The sequence below is a fragment of the Vicinamibacterales bacterium genome, assembly GCA_041659285.1.
In the GTDB taxonomy this organism is placed as follows: Bacteria; Acidobacteriota; Vicinamibacteria; order Vicinamibacterales; family UBA2999; genus 12-FULL-67-14b.
Map to the genome: position 1 here is coordinate 381,494 of JBAZYO010000006.1, position 20,379 is coordinate 401,872.

Annotated in this window: 14 protein-coding genes; 4 read left to right on the plus strand and 10 right to left on the minus strand. The window is 67.2% G+C overall.

Annotated elements, in window-relative coordinates; translation table 11 throughout:
• Positions 1-26: 26 nt before the first annotated feature.
• A complete protein-coding gene (locus WC815_12600) occupies positions 27-1,397 on the minus strand; it encodes a TrpB-like pyridoxal phosphate-dependent enzyme (protein ID MFA5909612.1) in 1,371 nt (456 codons plus the stop codon).
• Between the two features lie 146 nt (positions 1,398-1,543).
• Between WC815_12600 and WC815_12605 the strand changes: the two genes are divergently transcribed.
• Positions 1,544-4,897: an AAA family ATPase gene (locus WC815_12605; protein MFA5909613.1), complete on the plus strand. Its 3,354-nt coding sequence runs from the start codon at positions 1,544-1,546 to the stop codon at positions 4,895-4,897.
• 97 nt (positions 4,898-4,994) lie between these two features.
• Complete coding sequence (locus WC815_12610; protein MFA5909614.1) at positions 4,995-5,438, plus strand: hypothetical protein; 444 nt, start codon at positions 4,995-4,997, stop codon at positions 5,436-5,438.
• Positions 5,439-5,466: 28 nt separating this feature from the next.
• Here WC815_12610 and WC815_12615 read toward each other — a convergent pair whose 3' ends face one another.
• Genes WC815_12615 through WC815_12645 form a run of 7 tightly spaced genes read right to left on the minus strand, consistent with a single transcriptional unit; the run spans position 5,467 to position 15,517 of the window.
• Entirely contained in the window at positions 5,467-6,777 is a 1,311-nt protein-coding gene (locus tag WC815_12615) for a protein kinase (GenBank protein ID MFA5909615.1), read from the minus strand.
• A 36-nt stretch (positions 6,778-6,813) separates the two neighbouring features.
• Positions 6,814-7,521 (minus strand): metallophosphoesterase, encoded by a 708-nt coding sequence (locus WC815_12620; protein ID MFA5909616.1) that lies wholly within the window; start codon positions 7,519-7,521, stop codon positions 6,814-6,816.
• Complete coding sequence (locus tag WC815_12625; protein ID MFA5909617.1) at positions 7,518-8,957, minus strand: NAD(P)/FAD-dependent oxidoreductase; 1,440 nt, start codon at positions 8,955-8,957, stop codon at positions 7,518-7,520. Before WC815_12625 ends, WC815_12620 begins: the two co-directional genes overlap by 4 nt.
• 5 nt (positions 8,958-8,962) lie before the next feature.
• Positions 8,963-10,312 carry a radical SAM protein gene (locus tag WC815_12630; GenBank protein ID MFA5909618.1) on the minus strand — a complete coding sequence of 450 codons (1,350 nt, stop codon included), beginning with the start codon at positions 10,310-10,312 and terminating at the stop codon, positions 8,963-8,965.
• Entirely contained in the window at positions 10,309-12,660 is a 2,352-nt protein-coding gene (locus WC815_12635) for a hypothetical protein (GenBank protein ID MFA5909619.1), read from the minus strand. Before WC815_12635 ends, WC815_12630 begins: the two co-directional genes overlap by 4 nt.
• Entirely contained in the window at positions 12,657-14,069 is a 1,413-nt protein-coding gene (locus WC815_12640) for a ferritin-like domain-containing protein (GenBank protein MFA5909620.1), read from the minus strand. The genes WC815_12635 and WC815_12640 overlap by 4 nt, the downstream gene beginning before the upstream one ends.
• Entirely contained in the window at positions 14,066-15,517 is a 1,452-nt protein-coding gene (locus tag WC815_12645; protein MFA5909621.1) for a tannase/feruloyl esterase family alpha/beta hydrolase, read from the minus strand. The genes WC815_12640 and WC815_12645 overlap by 4 nt, the downstream gene beginning before the upstream one ends.
• 150 nt (positions 15,518-15,667) lie before the next feature.
• On the opposite strand from WC815_12645, the gene WC815_12650 reads away from it, so the two are divergent.
• Both WC815_12650 and WC815_12655 read left to right on the plus strand, forming a co-directional pair.
• Positions 15,668-16,735 (plus strand): hypothetical protein, encoded by a 1,068-nt coding sequence (locus tag WC815_12650; protein MFA5909622.1) that lies wholly within the window; start codon positions 15,668-15,670, stop codon positions 16,733-16,735.
• A 45-nt stretch (positions 16,736-16,780) separates the two neighbouring features.
• On the plus strand, positions 16,781-17,935 hold the full coding sequence (locus WC815_12655) for a 6-bladed beta-propeller (protein ID MFA5909623.1): 1,155 nt from the start codon (positions 16,781-16,783) through the stop codon (positions 17,933-17,935).
• Here WC815_12655 and WC815_12660 read toward each other — a convergent pair whose 3' ends face one another.
• Together WC815_12660 and ahcY are read right to left on the minus strand one after the other, a co-directional pair.
• The gene (locus WC815_12660; GenBank protein ID MFA5909624.1) at positions 17,936-18,679 is read right to left on the minus strand and encodes an SGNH/GDSL hydrolase family protein; all 744 of its coding nucleotides are present in this window, start codon (positions 18,677-18,679) and stop codon (positions 17,936-17,938) included.
• 59 nt (positions 18,680-18,738) lie between these two features.
• The gene (ahcY, locus tag WC815_12665; GenBank protein ID MFA5909625.1) at positions 18,739-20,277 is read right to left on the minus strand and encodes an adenosylhomocysteinase; all 1,539 of its coding nucleotides are present in this window, start codon (positions 20,275-20,277) and stop codon (positions 18,739-18,741) included.
• Positions 20,278-20,379 lie beyond the last annotated feature (102 nt).

Below are 20,379 nucleotides of genomic sequence, written 5' to 3' on the forward strand. Positions count from 1 at the left end.
ACGGCTCGTTCGAAGACGGGTCGCGGTCATCGCGACGGCACCTTCGGCAGGTGCATCATCGCCTCCGCCACCATCTCCACCGGGTACTCGTAGTCCTGCAACTGGCCGCGGTGATAGGCCTCGTAGGCCATCAGATCAAAGTGCCCGTGCCCGGACAGGTTGAAGGCGATCACCTTCTTCTCGCCGTTCCGCTTGCAGGTGAGCGCTTCGTCGATGGCAACGCGGATGGCATGCGCGCTCTCGGGGGCAGGGATGATGCCCTCGGCCTTGGAGAACTGCACCGCGGCGGCGAAGGTCTCCAGCTGCTTGACGGCGCGCGCCTCGATGTCGCCGTGCTCCACCAGCGCGCTGACGCTGGGCGCCATGCCGTGATAGCGCAGGCCGCCGGCATGGATGCCCGGCGGAATGAAGGTATGGCCCAGCGTGTGCATCTTGACGATGGGGGCCGTGGCCGCCAGGTCACCCCAGTCGAAGGTGTAGGTGCCGCGCGTCAGGCTCGGGCACGATGACGGCTCGGCGGCGATGATCCGGCTCTTCTTCCCCGCCGTCAGGTTCTGGTGCAGGAACGGGTAGGCGAAGCCGGCGAAGTTGGAACCGCCGCCGGCGCAGCCAATGACGAAGTCGGGATACTCGCCGGCCATCTCCATCTGCAGCAGGGCTTCCTGGCCGATCACGGTCTGGTGCATGAGCACGTGGCCCAGCACCGAGCCCAGCGCATACTTCTTGGCGCCGCCGCTGGTGGCGGCGGTTTCCATGGCCTCCGAAATCGCCAGGCCGAGCGAGCCCGGGTGATCGGGATCCTGCTCGCGCGCCGCGCGGCCGGCATGGGTGCGGTCGCTGGGGCTGGCATAGACCTGCGCATCAAAGTTCTCCATGATGATGCGGCGGTAGGGTTTCTGCGCATGGCTGATCTTCACCATGAACACTTCCAGGTCCAGGTCGAAGAAGCTGCACGCCATGGCCATGGCCGCGCCCCACTGTCCGGCGCCGGTCTCGGTCGTGATCGCCTTGGTGCCGGCTTCCTTGTTGTAGAACGCCTGCGGCACGGCGGTGTTGGGCTTGTGCGAACCCACCGGCGAGACGCCCTCGTACTTGTAATAGATGTGCGCCGGGGTATCGAGCATCTGCTCCAGGCGCACCGCACGCAGCAGCGGGGTGGGCCGCCACAGCTTGTAGATCTCGCGAACCGGCTCGGGGATGTCGATGTAGCGCTCGGCGCTGACCTCCTGCAGGATCAGGCTCATCGGCAGCAGCACGCTCAAGAAGTCCGGCGTGACCGGCTCCATGGTGGCCGGGTGCAGCACCGGCTCGGGCGGCACGGGCATGTCGGCGGTGATGTTGTACCAGGCCTTCGGCAGCTGGCTCTCGTGCAGTAGAAACTGGTGCTGCGCGCTCACGGGGGTCTCCTTCAGCGAACGGATGACGGCACGACTGACGGTCGGGCGCGCCCAGACAGTAGCACAACCACATTTCCAGCGAATCCGTTGAGGCCCGTGCAGTAGACTTCGGCGCGGCGATCAATGCAGCGGGGCAAGGAGCAGCAGTGACTGGCATCGCGGACTGGCTGAAGCAGGCGGGCCTCGAGAAATACGCCCCGCTCTTCGCCGAACACGAGATCACGCTCGAGGTCCTGCCGCATCTGACCGAATCGGACATCGACCGGCTCGCTCTTCCCACCGGTCCGCGACGCCGGCTGATGGTGGCGATCCAGGCGCTGACGGCGACGCTTCAGACGATCCCCGGATCCGCTGACGCCCGGCCCGACACCCCCGCCGCCTCCCCGGGTGCCGAGCGCCGCCAGCTCACCGTGATGTTCTGCGACCTGGTCGGCTCCACGTCCCTGGCCGAGCGCATGGACGCCGAGGAATTGCGCGAGCTGATGCAGACCTATCGCCAGGCCTGCGGCGACGTGGCCCACCGCTATGACGGGCACGTCGCTCAGTACCTGGGCGACGGGCTGATGATCTATTTCGGCTGGCCCCGCGCGCACGAGGACGACCCCGAGCGCGGCGTGCGCGCCGCCCTGGAAATGGTGCAGGCCGTCCGCGACATTCCCGCGGCGCAGCCGCTCGCGGTTCGGATCGGCCTGGCCACCGGGCCCGTCGTGGTGGGCGACGCGTCGCGCGGGAACCACACCGAGGCGACGCTGGCGGTCGGAGAAACCCCCAACCTGGCGGCGCGCCTCCAGGGCCTGGCGGCCTCTCACGAGGTGGTGATCGCGCCCGCCACGCGACGCCTGATCGGTGACGCCTTCGCACTCACGGATTTGGGCGCGCGACCACTCAAGGGGATCGCGGAGCCCGTGCCGGCGTGGCGCGTGGACGCGGTGCACCGCACGAAGGGGCGCTTCGAGGCGGCGCACGGCGGGATGCAACTGACGCCGCTGGTCGGCCGCGACGAAGAGATCACGCTGCTGCGGCGCCGCTGGCAGCAGGCCCGCGACGGCGACGGACAGGTCGTCTTGATCGGCGGCGAGCCCGGCATCGGCAAGTCGCGTCTGACCCAGGCGCTGCGCGACGGCATTGCCGAGCCTCACGCGGTGCTCCGCTACCAGTGCTCGCCCTATCACCTCAACTCCGCGCTCTACCCCTTCATCGAGCAGTTCGAGTTCCTGGCGGGGTTTTCCCGCGATGACACTCCCGATCAGAAACTGGACAAGATGGAAGCCGCGCTCGTGGGCAGCGCGGCGCAGGTTGCCGGCGCGGCGCCGCTGGTCGCGGCCGTGCTCTCACTGCCCACCGACCGCTATCCGTCGCTGAAGCTCTCGCCGCAGAAACAAAAAGAGAAGACGCTCGAGGCGCTGGCCGGCCAGGTCGAGGCGCGAGCCCGCCAATGCCCGGTGCTGATGCTGTTCGAAGATGTGCATTGGGTGGACCCCAGCAGCCAGGAGTTGCTCGATGTGCTGCTGCCGAAGCTGCAGGAACTCCCTGTACTGTTGGTGTCCACTCACCGGCCTGAGCATTCGCCGCCATGGGCGGGCCACCGCGGCGTGACCAGCCTCACGCTCAACCGCCTCGGGCGCCTCCAAGTCGCGCAGTTGGTGGACACGGTGACGGCCGGCCGGCCGCTGCCGCCGGAAGTGCTCGCCGAGATCCTGTCCCATACCGACGGGGTGCCGCTGTTCGTCGAAGAGTTGACCAAGTCGGTGATCGAATCGGGACTGCTCCGCGAAGCCGGCGACCAGTACACGCTGCAGGCTCCGCTCGGCACGCTGGCCATCCCGACCTCCCTGCGCGATTCGCTGGCGGCACGACTGGACCGCCTCGCCCCGGTCAAGGAGATCGCGCAAATCGGGGCGTGCATCGGGCGCGAGTTCCCGTACGAACTGCTCGCCCACGTTTCGACGCTGAGCGGCGAGCATCTCGCGGCCGGCCTCGACCGGCTCGTTGACGCCGGGCTGGTCACCCGCCGTGGCGACCCGCCCAATGCCAGCTACACCTTCAAGCATGCCCTGATGCAGGACGCCGCCTACGACTCGCTGCTCAAGAGCCGGCGCAACCACCTGCACGCCATGCTGGCGCACGTGATCAAGACCGAGTTCGCGGATCGGGTGTCGCACGAGCCCGAGTGGCTGGCGCATCACTACACCCAGGCGGGCGATCTGGCCGCGGCCATCCCGCTCTGGCGCCGCGCCGGCGAGCTCGCCATCGCGCGCGTGGCCTTGCCGGAAGCGATTGCGCATTTCCAGAAAGGGCTGGGGCTGATCGATCAGCTGCCGCCCTCTGCCGAACGCGACCGGCTGGAGCTGACGATCCGTGAGCAGCTCAACGCGGCGTGGGCCGGACTGCGCGGCTGGGCCGCCGCCGAGATTCACGCCAATACAGCGGCAATCCTCCGCCTGGCCGAAAGCCAGGGCAATACGCAGAGCCTCCTGCTCGGCCTCTGGTGGATCTGGACCAACACCATCACGCAGGGCCGCATCGAGGAATCCCTGCCGTGGGCGCAGCGCCTGCTCGCGGAAACCCGCGAGTCCGGTGAAGTCCGGATCTTCGGACAGGCCGCCGCCGCCATCACGCATTTCCTCCTCGGTCAACTCGTGGAGGCCAACGAGCACGCCGAGCGCGGCCTCGCCGCCTACGATCCTCGGCACGCCGACCGCTGGATTCAACTCACCGGACACGACCTGCGAACCTTCATCGAGGTCTATGCGTGCCAGTGGATCTGGATGCTGGGCTACCCGGACCGGGCGATCCGGATGGCCGGCCAAAGCCAGGCGCAGGCGCAGTCCGTCGGGCATGCCTTCAACCTCGTGTGGGCACTGACCTTTGGCGCCTACACCTTCGCCTACCGGCGCGAGCCGGAACGCCTGCTCGAGCGGCTCACCGAGGTTGACCGCCTGGCGCGCGAGCAGGGCCTCGCCTTCATCTACCAGGTCTCGGCACCACAGGCCGAAGGCCTGGCACAGCTGCAGAACGGCCGGCCACAGGATGCCATCGCCTTGTTGCGCGCGGGGATCGAGAGCTGGACGCGCGTCGGCGGGCACGTCCGCACGCCCTACCTGAAGTCCGCGCTGGCGCAGGCGCTGGCTCTTCAGGGCGACATGGACGCGGCCCTGAACCTGATCGACGAATGCATCGCGCAGATCGAACGGCCCGCCTGGCAGGAACGCGTCTGGCTGGCGGAGATCCTGCGCCTCAAGGGATGGATGCTGATGCGCCAGGGCCGCGACGATGAAGCGGAGACGCAGTTGCGGGCGGCCATCGAGTGCGCGCGCCGGCAGCAGGCCAGGTCCTGGGAATTGCGCAGCACCACGACCCTGGCGGAGCTGTTCGCGCACCGCGGCCGTCGTGACGACGCGCGCGAACTGCTGGCGCCGGTCTACAACTGGTTCACCGAAGGTTTCGACACCAAGGACTTGATCGACGCCAAAGCGCTGCTGGACGATCTGTCCGCCTGAGATCGGCGGTGTGAGGCCGCCGGTTGACCGCCGCTCGCGTTCGCACGAGAATGACCCCGCGCAGCACGCCCCCTTCCCCTCCAAGGAGCCTTGAAGCATGAGCAAGAAGACTACCGGCAAGAAACCAACGTCACGGCGATCGAAGACGAAGTGGGACCCGGGCCTCGTCAAGGCGCACAAGGGCTACGTCGACGCGATCAATTCCAACAACACCGATCGCGTCATGGCCATGTACGACAAGGGCATCGCGGTCATGCAGCCGGACGGTCCCCTGGTGACCGGTCGTGGGCCGGTCCGCAAATGGGTGGCCGACTACTTCAAGACGACCAAGACACACTGGGTCAAGAAGTCGACGGCGATGTGGGTGGGCGGCGACTACGGCTTCGACCAGGGCATCGACTCGGCGGTCGACATCCCTCGCGCCGGGGGTCCCACCCTGCGGTACACGGTCAAAGGGATTCTGATCTACAAGCGGCAGAAGAACGGCGGGTGGTTGGTCTATCGCGACATCTGGAACAACAACTCACCTTCGCGTCCGTAGGCAGCCTGCGGCGGCCGCGCGGGCGACGTTACACGGTCGTATCGTCGCTCGGCGGCTCGCCGACGGTTTCCACTGGTGGCGGCTCGCACGGCGCCGCCCACTTGACGAGCGCCGCGGTCGAAGACGGCCGATCGTTCGGATTCACGCGCACGGCCGCCCGCAGGAATTCGTACAGCTCCTCACTGACCCCCTCCCCGATCGACGCCGCGGGCGGCAGCTGCAACGCCGCCTTTTCCTGCACCAGTCCAAACAGATCGGTCGCGACGAAGAGCGCCGATCCGGAGAGCAGTTCATACGCAAGGCATCCGAGCGCATAGACATCGGTCCGCCGATCGAGCGGGCCGCGCGCCAGCTGTTCCGGCGCCATGAACGCGGGCGTGCCCATGACCGAGTCGTCCACCGCCCTGGTCTCGCCACCGTCGAGCGGCACGACCGGCATCGCCAGCCCGAAGTCGGTGAGCTTGACGCGACCGTCGCGGGTGATCATCACGTTGGCGGGTTTCAGATCCCGATGCACGAGCCCACGTTCGTGGACGTACTCGAGTGCGGACGCAAGCTGGCCCAGGATCGCCCGGACCTGCGCCTCCGGCAGACGGCCCCGCAGCCACACGAGGCGGCGCAGATCCATGCCCTCGCACAATTCCATCACCAGGAAATAGGTGCGGTAGGCCGGAAACAGCCGCTTGAGGCGCGCGATGTTGTCGTGATCCAGGCTCTGGTGAAGTTCCGACTCCTGGTGAAAGCGCGCGAGCGCGGCGGCGTCGTAGATCAGCCGGTAGCTCATCATCTTGAGCGCGACAATCTCGCCGGTGGACTGCTCCTGCGCCTGGTAGACAACCGACATGCCGCCCCGGCCGATGCACCGGAGAATCCGGAACCCCTCAATTCTCTTGTCGCCGAAGCCGTCGTGCATGCTCCGTCCCAGTCGATCGGCCACGAGGTTGGTGAGCACCAGGCCAAGCTCGAGATGACGGACCGCCAGCCGGTCGAATTCTGCCGTGGGGACGAGCAGGGCGCGAACCGGTGAATCGGCGATCACGTTCGCGCTGCGCGCTTCGCGCGTGACCAGCGCCATCTCGCCGGCGAGATCGCCGCTCTTGAAGCTCCCCAGCCAGTGGTCGCCATCGTGGCGAGAAAGCTGCGCATGAGCCGTTCCCTCGAGCATGATCAGCAGGCCGTCGGGAGGGTCGCCCTGCTTGATCATTACGTCACCCGGCTGGAACGTCCGCTCATCCGCCGCCGCAAATACCTCCTGCATGGCGAATGCCGACACTGCCCCCAGCGGCCGGCACTTGCGAAACAGCTCCCAAGTCAGCGGGTGGGCTTCAGGATCAGGCAACGCCGCCTCCGGTTGCGTCCGACATGCTCTCCACCATCACCAGTCCGCCACATCGATGATCGTCGGCGGCCGCACCAGCTGGTAGTCGTCGTTGACGACGCTGACGTTCCAGATGGGTATGCCGTCGTACTCGAAACGACCGTGGCCCCCGTGCAGGTGGCCGCAGACGACCAGCCGCGGCCTGATCCGGCCGATGGCGTCCAGGAACTCCTGGCTGCCAAGGTGTTCGACGGCGCCGGACCCGGGATGGTCGTAGCGGTCACCATGGCCATAGGGCGGCTGGTGCGACACCAGGATGTCGATGCGAGCCGGGATCGCGGCATAGACCTCGGCCAACTCGCGCGGGGACTTCATGAACGCCCAGCGGTCGAACTCGCGCGACCAGGGCGTCGCCCAGACGGAGATCGAGCGCCCGGCCGTTCCGGCCGCCGGCACCAGGGTGCCTTCGTCCACGACAATCTGCAGCCCGGTGGTGGATGCCGCGGCCGGCGAGTCGGCGTCGAAGCGACACGCCTGCCCACACCAGTCGTGATTCCCCCACGTCAGGATCTTGTGCCTCGCCGGGGCCGTGGCCAGCCATGACCGGGCATGCTCGTCAAACCAGGCCTTCTGCCGTTCGGGGTGGTCACCCGCGAACGACGTCCCAATGCGGTCAGGACAAACGTCGCCGGCCACGATCAGGAGATCGCAGGGCGGAATCTCCGGCAAATGTCCGTGCTGGTCGCTCAGGGCCACAATCCTCATGGCCGCTCCACTCGCAGGGATTCAGGTGATGGCACCAGGATTCCACGACCGAGCATCCACCCGGCGATGGCGACGCCCGATTCGAATGGGACGCGAGGCGACCAGGAGTGCACGACCTGGAGCGGCGTCATGCCCGTGCGCACTTCACGCACCAGCGGCGCCAGTTCCCAGCCACCGAGGTAGGCCACGGGCGTTTCAAGGGCCGGGTGGCGAAGCGCCGGACCGAGTCCGACAAACTCCGCGCCGAGCCGCGGGACCTCAACCAGTTCCGCATCGGCCGACAGCTGCACTCTCGCATTGGAGGTGATCTGCGAGCCGATCTCTTCCGGCGGCGCGGGTGCGACGGGCGTCGCGAGCGGCGCCAGGGGCGCGGAGCGCGCGCTCCAGAAGCTGCCGGTCTCGCGCGCCGACACCGTCGCGTAGTGGCCGGTGGCCCATGCGCGATGGCGGTCCGACGCCTGCGCCAGGCTGTCGCCATAAAACCGAATAGCCGCGTCACTGCACTCCGGCTTGCGCAGCAGCGTGTTGACGACGATCGCGCCCGACAGTGCCGTCTGGATCGCCTTCTGGACGCCGCTCGATGAGAGCGGGTCGATGGCCAGCGCCGAGTCGCCGACCTTGATCTGCGTGCGCGTCACGCTCACTTCGTCGAGGTACGGCGTGGCATCCGCGGCGAGCACCGGACCGGCAAGGCGGGGACGCCCGCAGCCGTCCATCAAGCGGGAACGGCCGATCAGCTCACGAAAGCGCGCTTCACGCGACGAGGCGAAACGGCCGCGCAGGCTCGCGCCGTCAACGAACACCAGCGTGTTGTAAACGCCGTCAGGCAGCGGCACCCCCCAGTACCACGCGTCCGCGCCGGCTTCAATGCGCGGCTGCGTGGGCAGGCGCCCGCCCGCCCAGTAGGCATGAAGCGCCACCGTGCGCGGGCCGGTCCGACGCCGTCGGCCCGGAAGCCAGGCGGCGCGGCCGGTGGCGTCGATGACAAAGCGCGCGCGCAGGCGGCGCGACGTCCCGCCCGCATCGACGACGAGGTGCCAGCCGTCGTCACGGTGCGCGCGCTCGCGCACCACGGCCGGCTGCAGCACCATTGCGCCCAGTGTGCGCGCGCGCTCGAGCAGCACCGCATCGAATCGGCCGCGATCGACCAGCAGGCCCTGCTCGCGCGGATCCACGCGCTCGGTGAAGCTCCCCTCCCAGTTGGACAACACCGTGCGCACGCGCGTGACCCCGGAGGATTCGACGCCGCGCCGTGCGCCGATGGCCTCGAGCAAGGTCAACACGCCAGGGCTGAGTGACTCGCCGAGGTGGGGTCGCGGAAACGAGGCCCGTTCCACAATGCACACCGCGAAGCCGAGCTGCGCCAGGCGCGCGGCCATCACGCACCCGGCCGGCCCGGCGCCAATCACGCACGCGTCAACGGGCAGAAGCGCCATGGCTCCTAGGCGACCTCGGCGGGAGTGCGCCGATCCTGGCCGAGTCCGGAAGGCGACAGCCGCAAATACGCTTCGAGGCAATAGTGAAGCCAGCCGCGGATGTAGTCGCACGCCGGCCGGCCGCGACGAATCACCTCATGGTGGCAGCCGCCGCCGCACAGGTAGCGCGCCCAGCAGTCGCGACAGGGTTCCTGGGTGTGGACATGGCGCTCCGCCAGCCACGTGGACCGGCGTGCTTCGTCGATCCCGCGATCGAGGGAGCCCATGGCGCCTTCGGCATCACCGACGAAGCGATGACACGCGGCGAGGCCGCCGTCGGCGGACACCCCGAGGTAACCGGCGCCGGCGCCGCAGGGATAGGGTCGATGCGTGCCCTTCTGAATCTCCCGCATCGCGTTCACCATGTTGGCGAACGGGTAGCGAGCGCCGGCGACGGAGCGTCGCTCGAATTCCCGGCCGCAGTCGATCATCTCGCCGAGCATGATCTCGAGATCATCGGCCTGCATCTCGCCCTGTCCCGTTGGCGCGCTGAGCATCGGCGAAAAGCCGACGCTGTGAAATCCGGCGGCCACGAACTGATCGAGCGTGCGGCGCAGCGTCAGGTTAGCCGGCGTGACCGTGACCCGTGCGGACACCTGCATGCTCCGCTGGCGGGCGAACAGCGGCTTCAGGTTCTCCATGATCCGGTCGAAGCTGCCCTTGCCGCCCTGGTATGGACGTTGCGCATCGTGAGCCTCGCGCGGACCATCGAGACTGATGGTCACCGCGAAGCCAAACTCCTCGAAGAACGCCGCGTCGCCCTCCGTGAGCAGCGTGCCGTTCGTCGTGATCGAGAAGTTCAACGTCACGCCGCGTTCTTCGGCGAGCGCTGCCGCACGTCGCGTCGTCGCCTGGAGCACCGGCCGATTCACCAGTGGCTCGCCGCCGAGGTAGGCGAGGTTGAGGCGCGCGCCTGGAGCCGCGCCGTTCACCAGCAGGTCCACGGCCTGGTTGGCCCGTTCCGCGGCCATGTTCTTGGCGGCGCCGCCGAACTCGCCCTGTTGCGCGTAGCAATAGCTGCATCCGAGATTGCACTTTTGCGCGATGGCGAGCGACAGCGCGTGGACGGGCGGCGCGCTGAGCGGCACGTCGTCAATGTAGGGCGTGCCGCCGAGGCCGGCGCCGTCGAGCAACTCGCCGACGCGTCCGGCGGCCATCGCCTCGTCGAACTGGCCGAACAACTCAGGCGCCGCGTCGAACAGGCGGCTGCCATCGGCGACGAAGACGTGGCCGCCGAGAGCGGTCTCAATCAGATGGACCTCGCGTGACCGGGGCGCCGACGCCGTCATGTAGCGGCGCGCCTCGGCGCGGCTCACCGGCCGCCCCGTCCGTTGTCGTCGTTGCCGCCAACGGCGAAGCGGAGCCACTTCTCCCAATCGGTGAACAGGTCGTCGTAGAGCACCATTCGTGAATCCACGTAGTCGTCAGGAACGTAGTCGCCCGTGCGTTCCTTCTGGAGCCAGTTGTCGCCGGCACTCACGCCCGCCGAGGTGGGGACGACGTTGATGAAGTCAGGACGGGCCGCCGCCCAGTAGTAACACGAACATTCGCGATAGTCGTTCTGCCATGGCGAGCAGAGGCCCTGGGTCAGCTCGCCCGCTTCGGCGAGCACGCGCGAGATCACCGCGGTATCGGCTTCGAAGAACTCCCGGACCTTGAGTTCGTGGGTGACGTACGGAAGGTTCCCGTCGTTGTCGGTCTTGTCGCTCCACGGCACCTGCCCGTACCACGCCGGCGTCTTCGTGAAGTCGCACGTGACCGTCTGGCCGACCCGCGCGTGCAGCATCCTGGCGAGCGCATTGGACCATTCGAGCGGCGCCAGGCCCGCAGGGTTGGCGTCGGTCGCATAGACCACCGACTGGTTCACCGTGTCGGCCGGCGACGGACCGATCGCGATCGCCATCGTCAAGAACGGCTTCGCGCCCTCGTACGAGATGCGCAGGAGCCGGCGGCCCCGGAGATGTTCGAGCGACGGGTTGGTGACCTCAACGACGAGGTTGTCGTATTCGCGCAGCACGATGCCTTCGAACACCCGCCGCCAGACGGCACGGAAGTCAACCTCCAGACCCGGCGTGCAGTTGGCGACCGAACTCACCGGCCGCGTGCTCACCGGGTTGCCGCGGGCGACAAAGTTGACGTCCCGGTGCCGCTGCGCCGACAGGTTGCGGGCCGTCAGCGCCGCCTTGGGCGGGTCGGCTTGGACCTCATGCCCCGGCGCCGCATCGAGGTCGACCGGCTGACCGGCGGCGCGGAAGATCGTGTTGATCTGCCGGTGCGTCAGCGCCAGGTAGTTGCCGTCGGCGCCGCACATGAGCGCCGGCATCTTGCGGCGGCCGTGATCCGTGAAGTCGGCCACCTGATCCGGCTGTCGCAGCAGCGCCGGGAACCACGGCGCCGCCCCGGCCCGCAGCGCCGCGAACACCTGCTGGTGCAGGCGCATGATGGCGAGGGTGTCGGCGGTCTGGGCGCTGAACACCGGCCGCATGGGGCGCAGCACATCGAACGCCTCCTCGGCAGGCATGGTGTCGATGTCGAGTGGATCGCGCGCATCGACCGGGTTGCCGTTCATCACGGCGACGTTCAAGAAGCGCACCGTCTCGAAGGCGCGACGGATGATGTCTTCGGCCCGCGCCCGCGTCTCCTCGTACGACTCGCCCTCGATCTTCGGTCCAAAAATCACCTGGTCGAGCTCGTCGCCGAGATGACGTACGAACAGGGAATCGGGCACCAGCATCGGCGGGCCGGCGGTGATGCGCGCCGCCGCCGCGAGGGGCTTGGCGCCCTTCTTGCCCATGAGCCTGACTTCGACGATGCCGTCACACGCGTCATCGAAATAGCCGCGGGAAATGGCGACGTTGTTGTTCAGCCAGCAAGGCGCGGGCGGAATGATCGCGTAGAGCGACGGCGGCAGCGTTTCGCTCACGAACTTGCCGGCGTAGCCGGGCAAGTTGTCGTCGATGCCCGCGGGCGGCTCGAACTGGTACCACCCGCCCTTCTTGTGGTTGTAGATCCGGCGCACCTTCGGCACCTGGTAGATTTCAGGATGGGCGTCCCGCAGTTCCGCGAGCTCGGCCTCACTGAGATTGGGACCGTAGATGAGACCCTTCGCCGGCGAGAAGCGAAAGCGGATTTCCGGATATTGCCTGGTCGGCTTGATGAACCGCACGCTGCCGAAATCGATGTGGCGCCTCTTCGAGACGAAGTTGGCGCAGTGGCCCTCGAGCGGTTGCGGGGCGTGACTCGAGAACCAGCCGGTCGTGGCCTCGACGGCATCGTTGGGGTCGGCGGTGCGTCGTTCGACCTTGCGATTGGCGACGGTGACCTGCCAAGAGACGTCCCGGACGCGGTGCCCGTGCTTTGCCAGCAGGCCGGCCGTCAGCGGCTGCCACGTCCTGGAGCGATCGACACGGGCGAACACCTCCAGGAACGGCGCCACCGGCCGAATGCGCTCGCCGTCTTTGAACGCGATCGCCGCCGGCGTCTGGCTGCCTGAGATCGCACCGGTCTTGGGATCAACCCTCAGCGTCTCTTGCGGGACGATGCGCCGGAAGTCGAGTGGATGGTTGTCGTTCTCGAGGATCGTGAAGTTGTCGAGCGGCTCCGGCGCCGAGCCGAGCCGGCCAAAGGCGAGCGGCGGGAGGATGCGTAGTTCACGAATGCTCATTTGCGTGTCCTCTGCGCGGCCGGGCGCAGCCCGATCAGGACCTGGTCGATGAAGGCCATGGACTGCAGGTCGAGGTCACGTAACGCGGCGAGGTACTGCGGTCCGTCGGCGGGCACCACGTGATGGTTCTTCTGTTTGGGGTCCATCAAGGTGGCGACCAGGTCCTGGGAACCGCGAACGAGATCCCGTTGCAGCCGCCAGACGTCTGCTTCGGACGACGGCAGCACGAGCGTGAACGGTGTCTGGAAGGTCGGGCCCGCCCGGCGCGGATCGCCGGCGCTGACCAGCGGCAGCCTCACCAGGATGCCGGCGATGGCCTTGAGGTTGTACATCTCACCGAACACCTTCGACATGACGGCGGCGCGGCGGTCGTCCGGGCCGTCGAGGTTGTCGCGGCGCAGTTGGAACGTGTGCGTGAGATAGGTCAGCAACATGCGATAGCGGATGTTGAACAGGGCCGCCCACGTCCGTGAGGGTTCAGCGGTGATGGCCGTCGACTCCTTGTTCACGTCCGCGGAATTGGCGACCACCGGATTGACCGGCACGCGGCGAGAGGGCGACCAGTCCTTCTGGGTCTCCTGGATCGCCTCCAGTTCGCGGAAGATCCTGGCGAACCTGGCGAAGTGCGACGGCTCGGCCTTCACTTGAGCTTTCAGGTGCGGCGCTTCACCCTGTCCGGCCACGTCGGTGAGCGCGGCGATCGCCTCCGTGCGGCTGGCCATCTGCGCGATGATCAGGCGGGTCTTGCGCTGGTTCGGCGGCGGCGCGTCGGTGGGCACGACGTGAGGCGCGAACGGCCCCGGCCGGTAGCCCCGTCCCCAATCGTCGAACGACGCCTGGATGCCGTAGGTCTCCGCGTTGAAGTCCGCATCCGGGATCTTCGAGGGATCGCTGATGATCTCGATGATCTTGTCGTAGATCTCGCCGACGGGAGTCCTGGCCCTGGGGCCCAGCAACTTCCTCGCCGCCTTCGCGGCGCCGTACTCCAGCTTGTCGTCCTCGGTGAACGTCGCCGGCATCTCGGCGAAGACATACTTGGCCAGCGACCTGAGGGTGAGCGGTTCGAGGCAGAATTCGAAGGGATAGTAGGGCGTGTCCCACGGATAGTCTTCGCGTTCGAAGCTGATCGGGCCACCGAGCAGGCAGAGGCAATTCTGCACGGTCAGCAGATGCCCCATCTCTTCCTTGGCAACGGTCAGGATGGCGTCGCGCCACTCGTGAACCTTGCGCTCCTGCTCGGCGGCGTGTTTGCCGCCGAGCGAATAGGCGGCGTACAAGTACTGGACCATCAACGACTGCTCGAGCTCGGCGGCGATATGGAGCAGCAGGATGAGGTAGTCGCGCCACGCGACCCCCTCAGGTTTCGGCGGCAGCGGCCGTTCGCGGAAATGGAGTTCCTTCGCGATCATGGCTTCGACTCGCACCGGAAGCTCGCCGCGTCGTCCACGCTGCCCTTCCCACTGTAGCGCGCCACCTGCGGGTGCGGACAGAGCGGGCGGGTCCGCTCCGTCTGGCCGTCCACCACGCGCGACGCCGTGACGCTGGCCGGGGCCACGCCCTGCTCCACCCACGCTTCCAGCGCCGGCAGCATGTCGAAGGAGTTGGGCCCGGGGCCGCCGCCGCAGTGATGCATGCCGGGCACCATGAAGAGACGCGCGAAGCTGTCGGCGTCCTTCTGTCCGCCGACCTTCTGCACCATCTGTTCGTAGTAGGCGACCGTGCCCGCGGCGCTGATGCCGGGGTCGGACCAGCCGTGGTACATGATCAGTTTTCCGCCCAGCTTCTTGAACGGCCGCAGGTCCGGATCCAGCGGGCTCAGGATCTCGGTCATCGTCTTCAGGCGCGGCAGATCCCGGTCGAGGTCGAGGACCTTCCAACTGAACGACGGATCGTCGGCGTCGAGCGCGAGGAAGCGGAAGTTCGGCTCCATCAGGCCGAAGCCTGACGGCAGGCGCGTTCCCTCATAGGCCAGCGAGCCGTCACCCTGCTTGACCGGCGCCACCTGACCCGCAATCCAGGCGCGCCAGCCGGTGGCGCCGCCTTCGTGTCCCGGCGGAAAGCCATACGCGTAGGTCTTGCCGTCGGCGGTCTTCGCGCCGGCGTAGATCAGCTTCACGGTCGTCACCTGGCCCGCGGTCAGGCAATCCGGAGTGTCGGCGCCCCTGCAAGCGAGCGTGTCGACGTTGAACGAACAGGCGCGCGGATCCGTGACCAGACCGTCAACGAGGCCGTCGGACTTGTCGCACGCCGCGAGCGTGGCGCGATCGACGAGTTCGACCTTCTCGGCGGTCAGCAGGTTGTCCGGCGACGCCAGCATGTGCTGATAGACGATCGCGCGGCCCACCTGCATAGGTGTGCCGGTGGCGGGATGCCCGCCGATCACGCCGTCGAAGTCCCCGGGATAGCGCTGCACTTCCATCATCGCCTGGCGGCCGCCGTTCGAGCAGCCGTTGAAATAGGCGTGGCGCACGGGCCTGGCGTAGAACGCCGCGGCAATCGCCTTGCCCGCCACCGCGGTCACGTGCGTGCCGCGGTAGCCGTAGTCGATCTCCTTGGCGCGATTCGAGCCCCACGTGGGATCGCTGGAGACGTGGCCGGTATCGGTGGAGGCGGCGGCGTAACCGCGCGCGAGGCTGCCATCGAGGTTGGCGATGGTGCCGCCGAGGCCGCCGACGCCCTGGAACAAGAACTTGCCGTTCCAGCCGTCGGGCAACCCAAGGCGGAAGTTGACCTCGTTGCCCGGCGAGGCGACGTGGCCGTCGACGCGGCAGTATTGCGGGCGCTTGCCGTCCGCCGGCACGATCGCCGCCGCGGTGATGGTGGTGCCGGGCGGCGCCTTCGCTTGAATCGCGGCCACCGAACACTCGACTGATTGGGCAACCAGGCCCGGGGACTGCGCTCCCAGGGCAAGACTGAACAACAGTACAAATCCGCCTGCGTTTCGCATCGGCAGAGTATAAGCGCGGCACCGCGTACTTGCGCTAAACTCCCCCAGCCGGAGGATTCCATGCAGACCCGATTGACCTACGCCTTGATCGCTGCCCTGATTTTGGGCGGCGGCGCGCTCGCGGCCCAGACCCGCGCAACGGCCACCAACGTGGCGGTGATACCGCACGAGGCGGTCCCGAACTTCTTCAAGAACCCGCCGGGGATCTATACCGGCGAGAACATGGGGATTGCCACCAACTCGAAGGGCAACATCTTCATCTATCACCGGGCCAACGAGACCCGGTTGTTCGAGTACAACCCGCAAGGCGTGTTCGTGCGCGAGATCGGCCGCGGCAACTACGGCTTCGCGTTCGCGCATTCCGTGCGCGTTGACGCCCAGGACAACATCTGGGCCGTCGACGAAGGCACCGACATGCTGATCAAGTTCAGCCCCGAGGGCAAGGTGCTGATGACCATTGGCCGTCGTGAAGACCCGGTCGCCAGCCTCACGAACATGCCGGGCGGCGGCCGCTTCCACGGCCGCAACGAGAAGTACCGCTTCGGCCGCGAGACCGACGTCGCCTTCGATCAGCAGGGCAACATCTTCGTGTCGGACGGCTACTTCGATGCCCGCGTCGTGAAATACGACAAGAACGGGCGCTTCGTGAAGGCCGTCGGCAAGCAGGGCCGAGGCAATCTCGAGTTCAACACCCCGCACTCGATCGCCACCGACTTCCAGGGCAACGTCTACGTCGGCGACCGCGGCAACGCCCGCGTGCAGGTGCTCGACAACGACCTGAACTGGAAGGCCAACTACCCCAACGTCGGCAATCCGTGGGCGGTGTGCGTATCGGGCGGCCCCGGCCCCAAGAACCCGGGCAAGCAGTACCTCTACGTCTCCAACTCGTGGCAAGACAGCGCGCCGGCCGCCGGCGCCGAGTTCACCGGCGAGGTCTACAAGATGGAGCTCGACGGCACCATCATCGGCAAGTTCGGCCGGGCCGGAAAAGCCGCCGGCGAGTTCGCCACCATCCACCAGATGGACTGCCGCGACCCCGACGTCATCTTCACCGCCGAGATCAACAACTGGCGATCGCAGAAGATCCTGCTCAAGCCGCAAGCCATCAAGACCACGAGTCAGCAGTAGGGGCTACAGATGACACAGATTACGCAGAGGCTCCGGGAGGCCCGCATGTCACGCATACTTACCGCCACCGTGGCCGCCGCGATCCTCGCCCTGGGCGGTTCGCTCATCGCGCAGGCCGGCGTGCCCGAGCTTTCGTTCACCACCACCGACCTGCTCAAGACGCCGGCCGACCTGTATGTCGGCGAGGTCAGTGGCGTTGGCGCCAATTCGAAGGGCTCGATCTACGTCTATACGCGCACCGGGCATCCCTACGCGACACTTGGGGATAACCGCACCTTCTATCACGGCGGCTCGCGGCTGCTCCAGTTCGACCCGGCCGGCAAGTTCGTGCGCGAGTTCGGCCAGGACGTCTACGGCTTCAATGCCGCCATCGGCCTGCGCATCGATCCCCAGGACAACGTCTGGACGATCGACGAGGGTGCCAGCCAGGTGGTCAAGTTCGACACTGATGGGCGCATCGCGCTGGTGCTCGGCCGAAAGCCCGAGACCATTGGCGTGCGGCCGAATCAGCCTGGCGGCGGTGGTCCTGGCGGTGGCGGTCCCGGAGGCGGCGGACCAGGCGCGGGCGCGCCGGGCGCGGGGCCGGGTGGGCCTCCTCCCGGGGCGGGCCCAGGCGGCGGCTTCGGCGGCCAGGCCGCGCGCGCGCCGGGTTCCGGCACTCCCGGTTCGAGCTTCAGCCGTCCGACCGACGTGGCCTGGGATCGCGCCGGTAACATCTACGTGGCTGACGGCGTCGGCAACAACAACCGCATTGCCAAGTTCGATAAAGAGGGCCGCTTCATCAAGCACTGGGGCTCGACCGGCAAGGAACCCGGCCAGTTCGCCGGCGTCAAGGCGCTGGCGATTGACGCGCAGGGCAACGTCTACGCCGCCGACCTCGGCAACAAGCGCATCCAGGTGTTCGACGCGGACGGCACGTTCAAGTCGGAGTTCGGCAATGTCGGCACGCCGATCGCGATGTGCATCACGCGCGGCGCCACACAGCATCTCTACATCTCGCACGCCGGCGACACCGACGGCATGGAAGATGCGGCGATCTACAAGGTGGCCCTCGATGGCAAGGTGGTCGGCAAGTTCGGCACCGCCGGCAAGCTGCCGAAGGAGTTCGGTCTCGCCAACTCCATCGACTGCCGCAACGAGTCGGAATTGCTGATCGGCGAGCGCGCCAACTGGCGCGTGCAGAAGGTCTCGCTGAAGTAGCTACTTCACTTCCAGGTTCGCCTGGATTGAAGCGAAGAAGATGTCGGCCATGCGCCTGTATCCGGCTTCGGTCGGATGCAGGCCGTCGATCCCAATCAGTGTCGCGGCTTCAGGGAGCATCGGGCTGTAAAGGTCGATGAATACCACGCCCTCGTCCGCCGCCATGGATCGCAGGTTGCTGTTGAGCTTTTCCAGCTCGAACACCACCTGCGAATTCCGTCGGCCCGGGATGGTCGGCAACATCGACGCGACGAAGACCCGCGCCCGGCTTTTCGCCAACTGCACCATGTCCCGCACGAAATCGGCCGACAGGTCCGGGCCGGCGATGAACAGCCCGTTGACCCCTTCCATCAGCAGCAAGACCTCAGGCTGGCTCTCCGCCAACACCGTCGGCAACCGGACCAGGCCCAGTTGTGCGGTTTCGTTGGGCTTGCCGGCGTTGGTCATCGCGACCGCCGCGGCCTGCGGCGCGTAGCGCGCCTGCAGCATCGACAGCAACTGTGTCGGGTAGGAGGCCGCCGGCACCAGGATCATCCTGGTACTCGGCTGGCCGGCGCCGCCGACACCCGGCCACTCGGGAACGACGCCGACCGGAACCGTGACCTCGCCCGATGTCAAGCTGTCGCCAAACGCGAGAAACCGCGTCCGTGACAACGTCGGAGTTTTCGAGGGGCCGGTGGTCGTCGAACCACCGCACGCCGCGAGCAGGGCGCAGCAGGCCAGGACAGGCACGATCTTACGCATGAGGTGGACGTCCCAATCTTATGGGACGTCCCCCCGGCCTGACCTTTATTTCGAAATAACTAGTAGCGGTAGTGCGCCGACTTGTAGGGGCCTTCCACCGGCACGCCGATGTAGTCGGCCTGCTCCTTGGAGAGCGTCGTCAGCTTCACGCCGAGCTTGCCGAGGTGCAGGCGCGCCACTTCTTCGTCCAGCTTCTTCGGCAGGATGTAGACGCGATTGGCGTCGTAAGTGGTGCCCGACAGGGTCGGCTGGCCGTTGGCGCTGAAGTGCAGGTCGATCTGCGCGAGCACCTGGTTCGTGAACGATGACGACATCACGAACGAGGGGTGGCCGGTGGCGCACCCGAGGTTCAGCAGGCGGCCTTCCGCCAGCACCAGGATGCTGTGCTCGGGGCGCTTGCCTTCGGCCGGGAAGATCCACTCGTCGTACTGCGGCTTGATCTGCACGCGCCTGGCGCCGCCCTTGGCGAGGCCGGCCATGTCGATCTCGTTGTCGAAGTGGCCGATGTTGCCGACGATGGCCTTGTCCTTCATCCGCTTCATCAGGTCAACGGTCAGGATGTTCTTGTTGCCCGTCGCCGTGATGAAGATGTCGGCGGTCTCGATCACGTCGTCGATGGTGGTGACCTGGTAGCCTTCCATCGCCGCCTGCAGCGCGCAGATCGGGTCGATCTCGGTGACGATCACGCGGCAGCCCTGGCCCTTGAGCGCCTGGGCGCAGCCCTTGCCGACGTCGCCGTAGCCGAACACCACGGCAACCTTCGCCGACAACATCACGTCGCTGGCGCGGTTGAGGCCGTCGATCAGCGAGTGGCGGCAGCCGTAGAGATTGTCGAACTTGCTCTTGGTGGCCGAATCGTTGACGTTGATCGCCGGGAACAGCAGCGTGTTGGCGGCGGTCATCTCGTAGAGACGGTGCACGCCGGTGGTGGTCTCTTCGCTGACGCCCTTGATGCCGAGGGCGATCTTCGACCACGCGCCGGGCTTGGCCTTGAGTTCCTTGCTGAGCGTCTCGAGAATGACGCCCCACTCTTCGGGATCCTGGTCCGGGTTGAACGCCGGCACCTTGCCGGCCGTCTCGTATTCCAGGGCCTTGTGCACGAACAGCGTCGCGTCGCCGCCGTCGTCCAGGATCATCGTCGGGCCGCTGCCGTCGGGCCACATCAGGGCCTCGACCGTGCACCACCAGTATTCGGCGAGCGTCTCGCCCTTCCACGCGAACACCGGCGTGCCGCGCGGGTTGGCGGTCGTGCCGCCGGATTCGGGACGGCCCACCGCGATCGCGGCGGCGGCGCTGTCCTGAGTCGAGAAGATGTTGCAGCTCACCCAGCGCACGTCGGCGCCGAGGGCGGTCAGCGTCTCGATCAGCACGGCGGTCTGCACGGTCATGTGCAGCGAGCCCATGATCCTGGCGCGGGCCAGCGGCGTCTTGCCGGCATAGCGCGAGCGCAGGGCCATCAGCCCCGGCATCTCGTGCTCGGCCAGGCGAATCTCGTTGCGGCCGAATTCGGCCAGGCCCAGATCCCGGACCTTGAAGGGTTCACGGCCGACCTGCTTGGCCAGGTCGAAAGCGTGCGTTGCGTTCACTGCGGTTGTCATCACTCTGCTCCTCTGTTGTCTTAGGTCTTAGGTCTTAGGTCTTAGGTCTTGGGTCTTGGGTCTTCTTCGCGGCGGCGACAAACAAACTTGGCCCCTTCACGT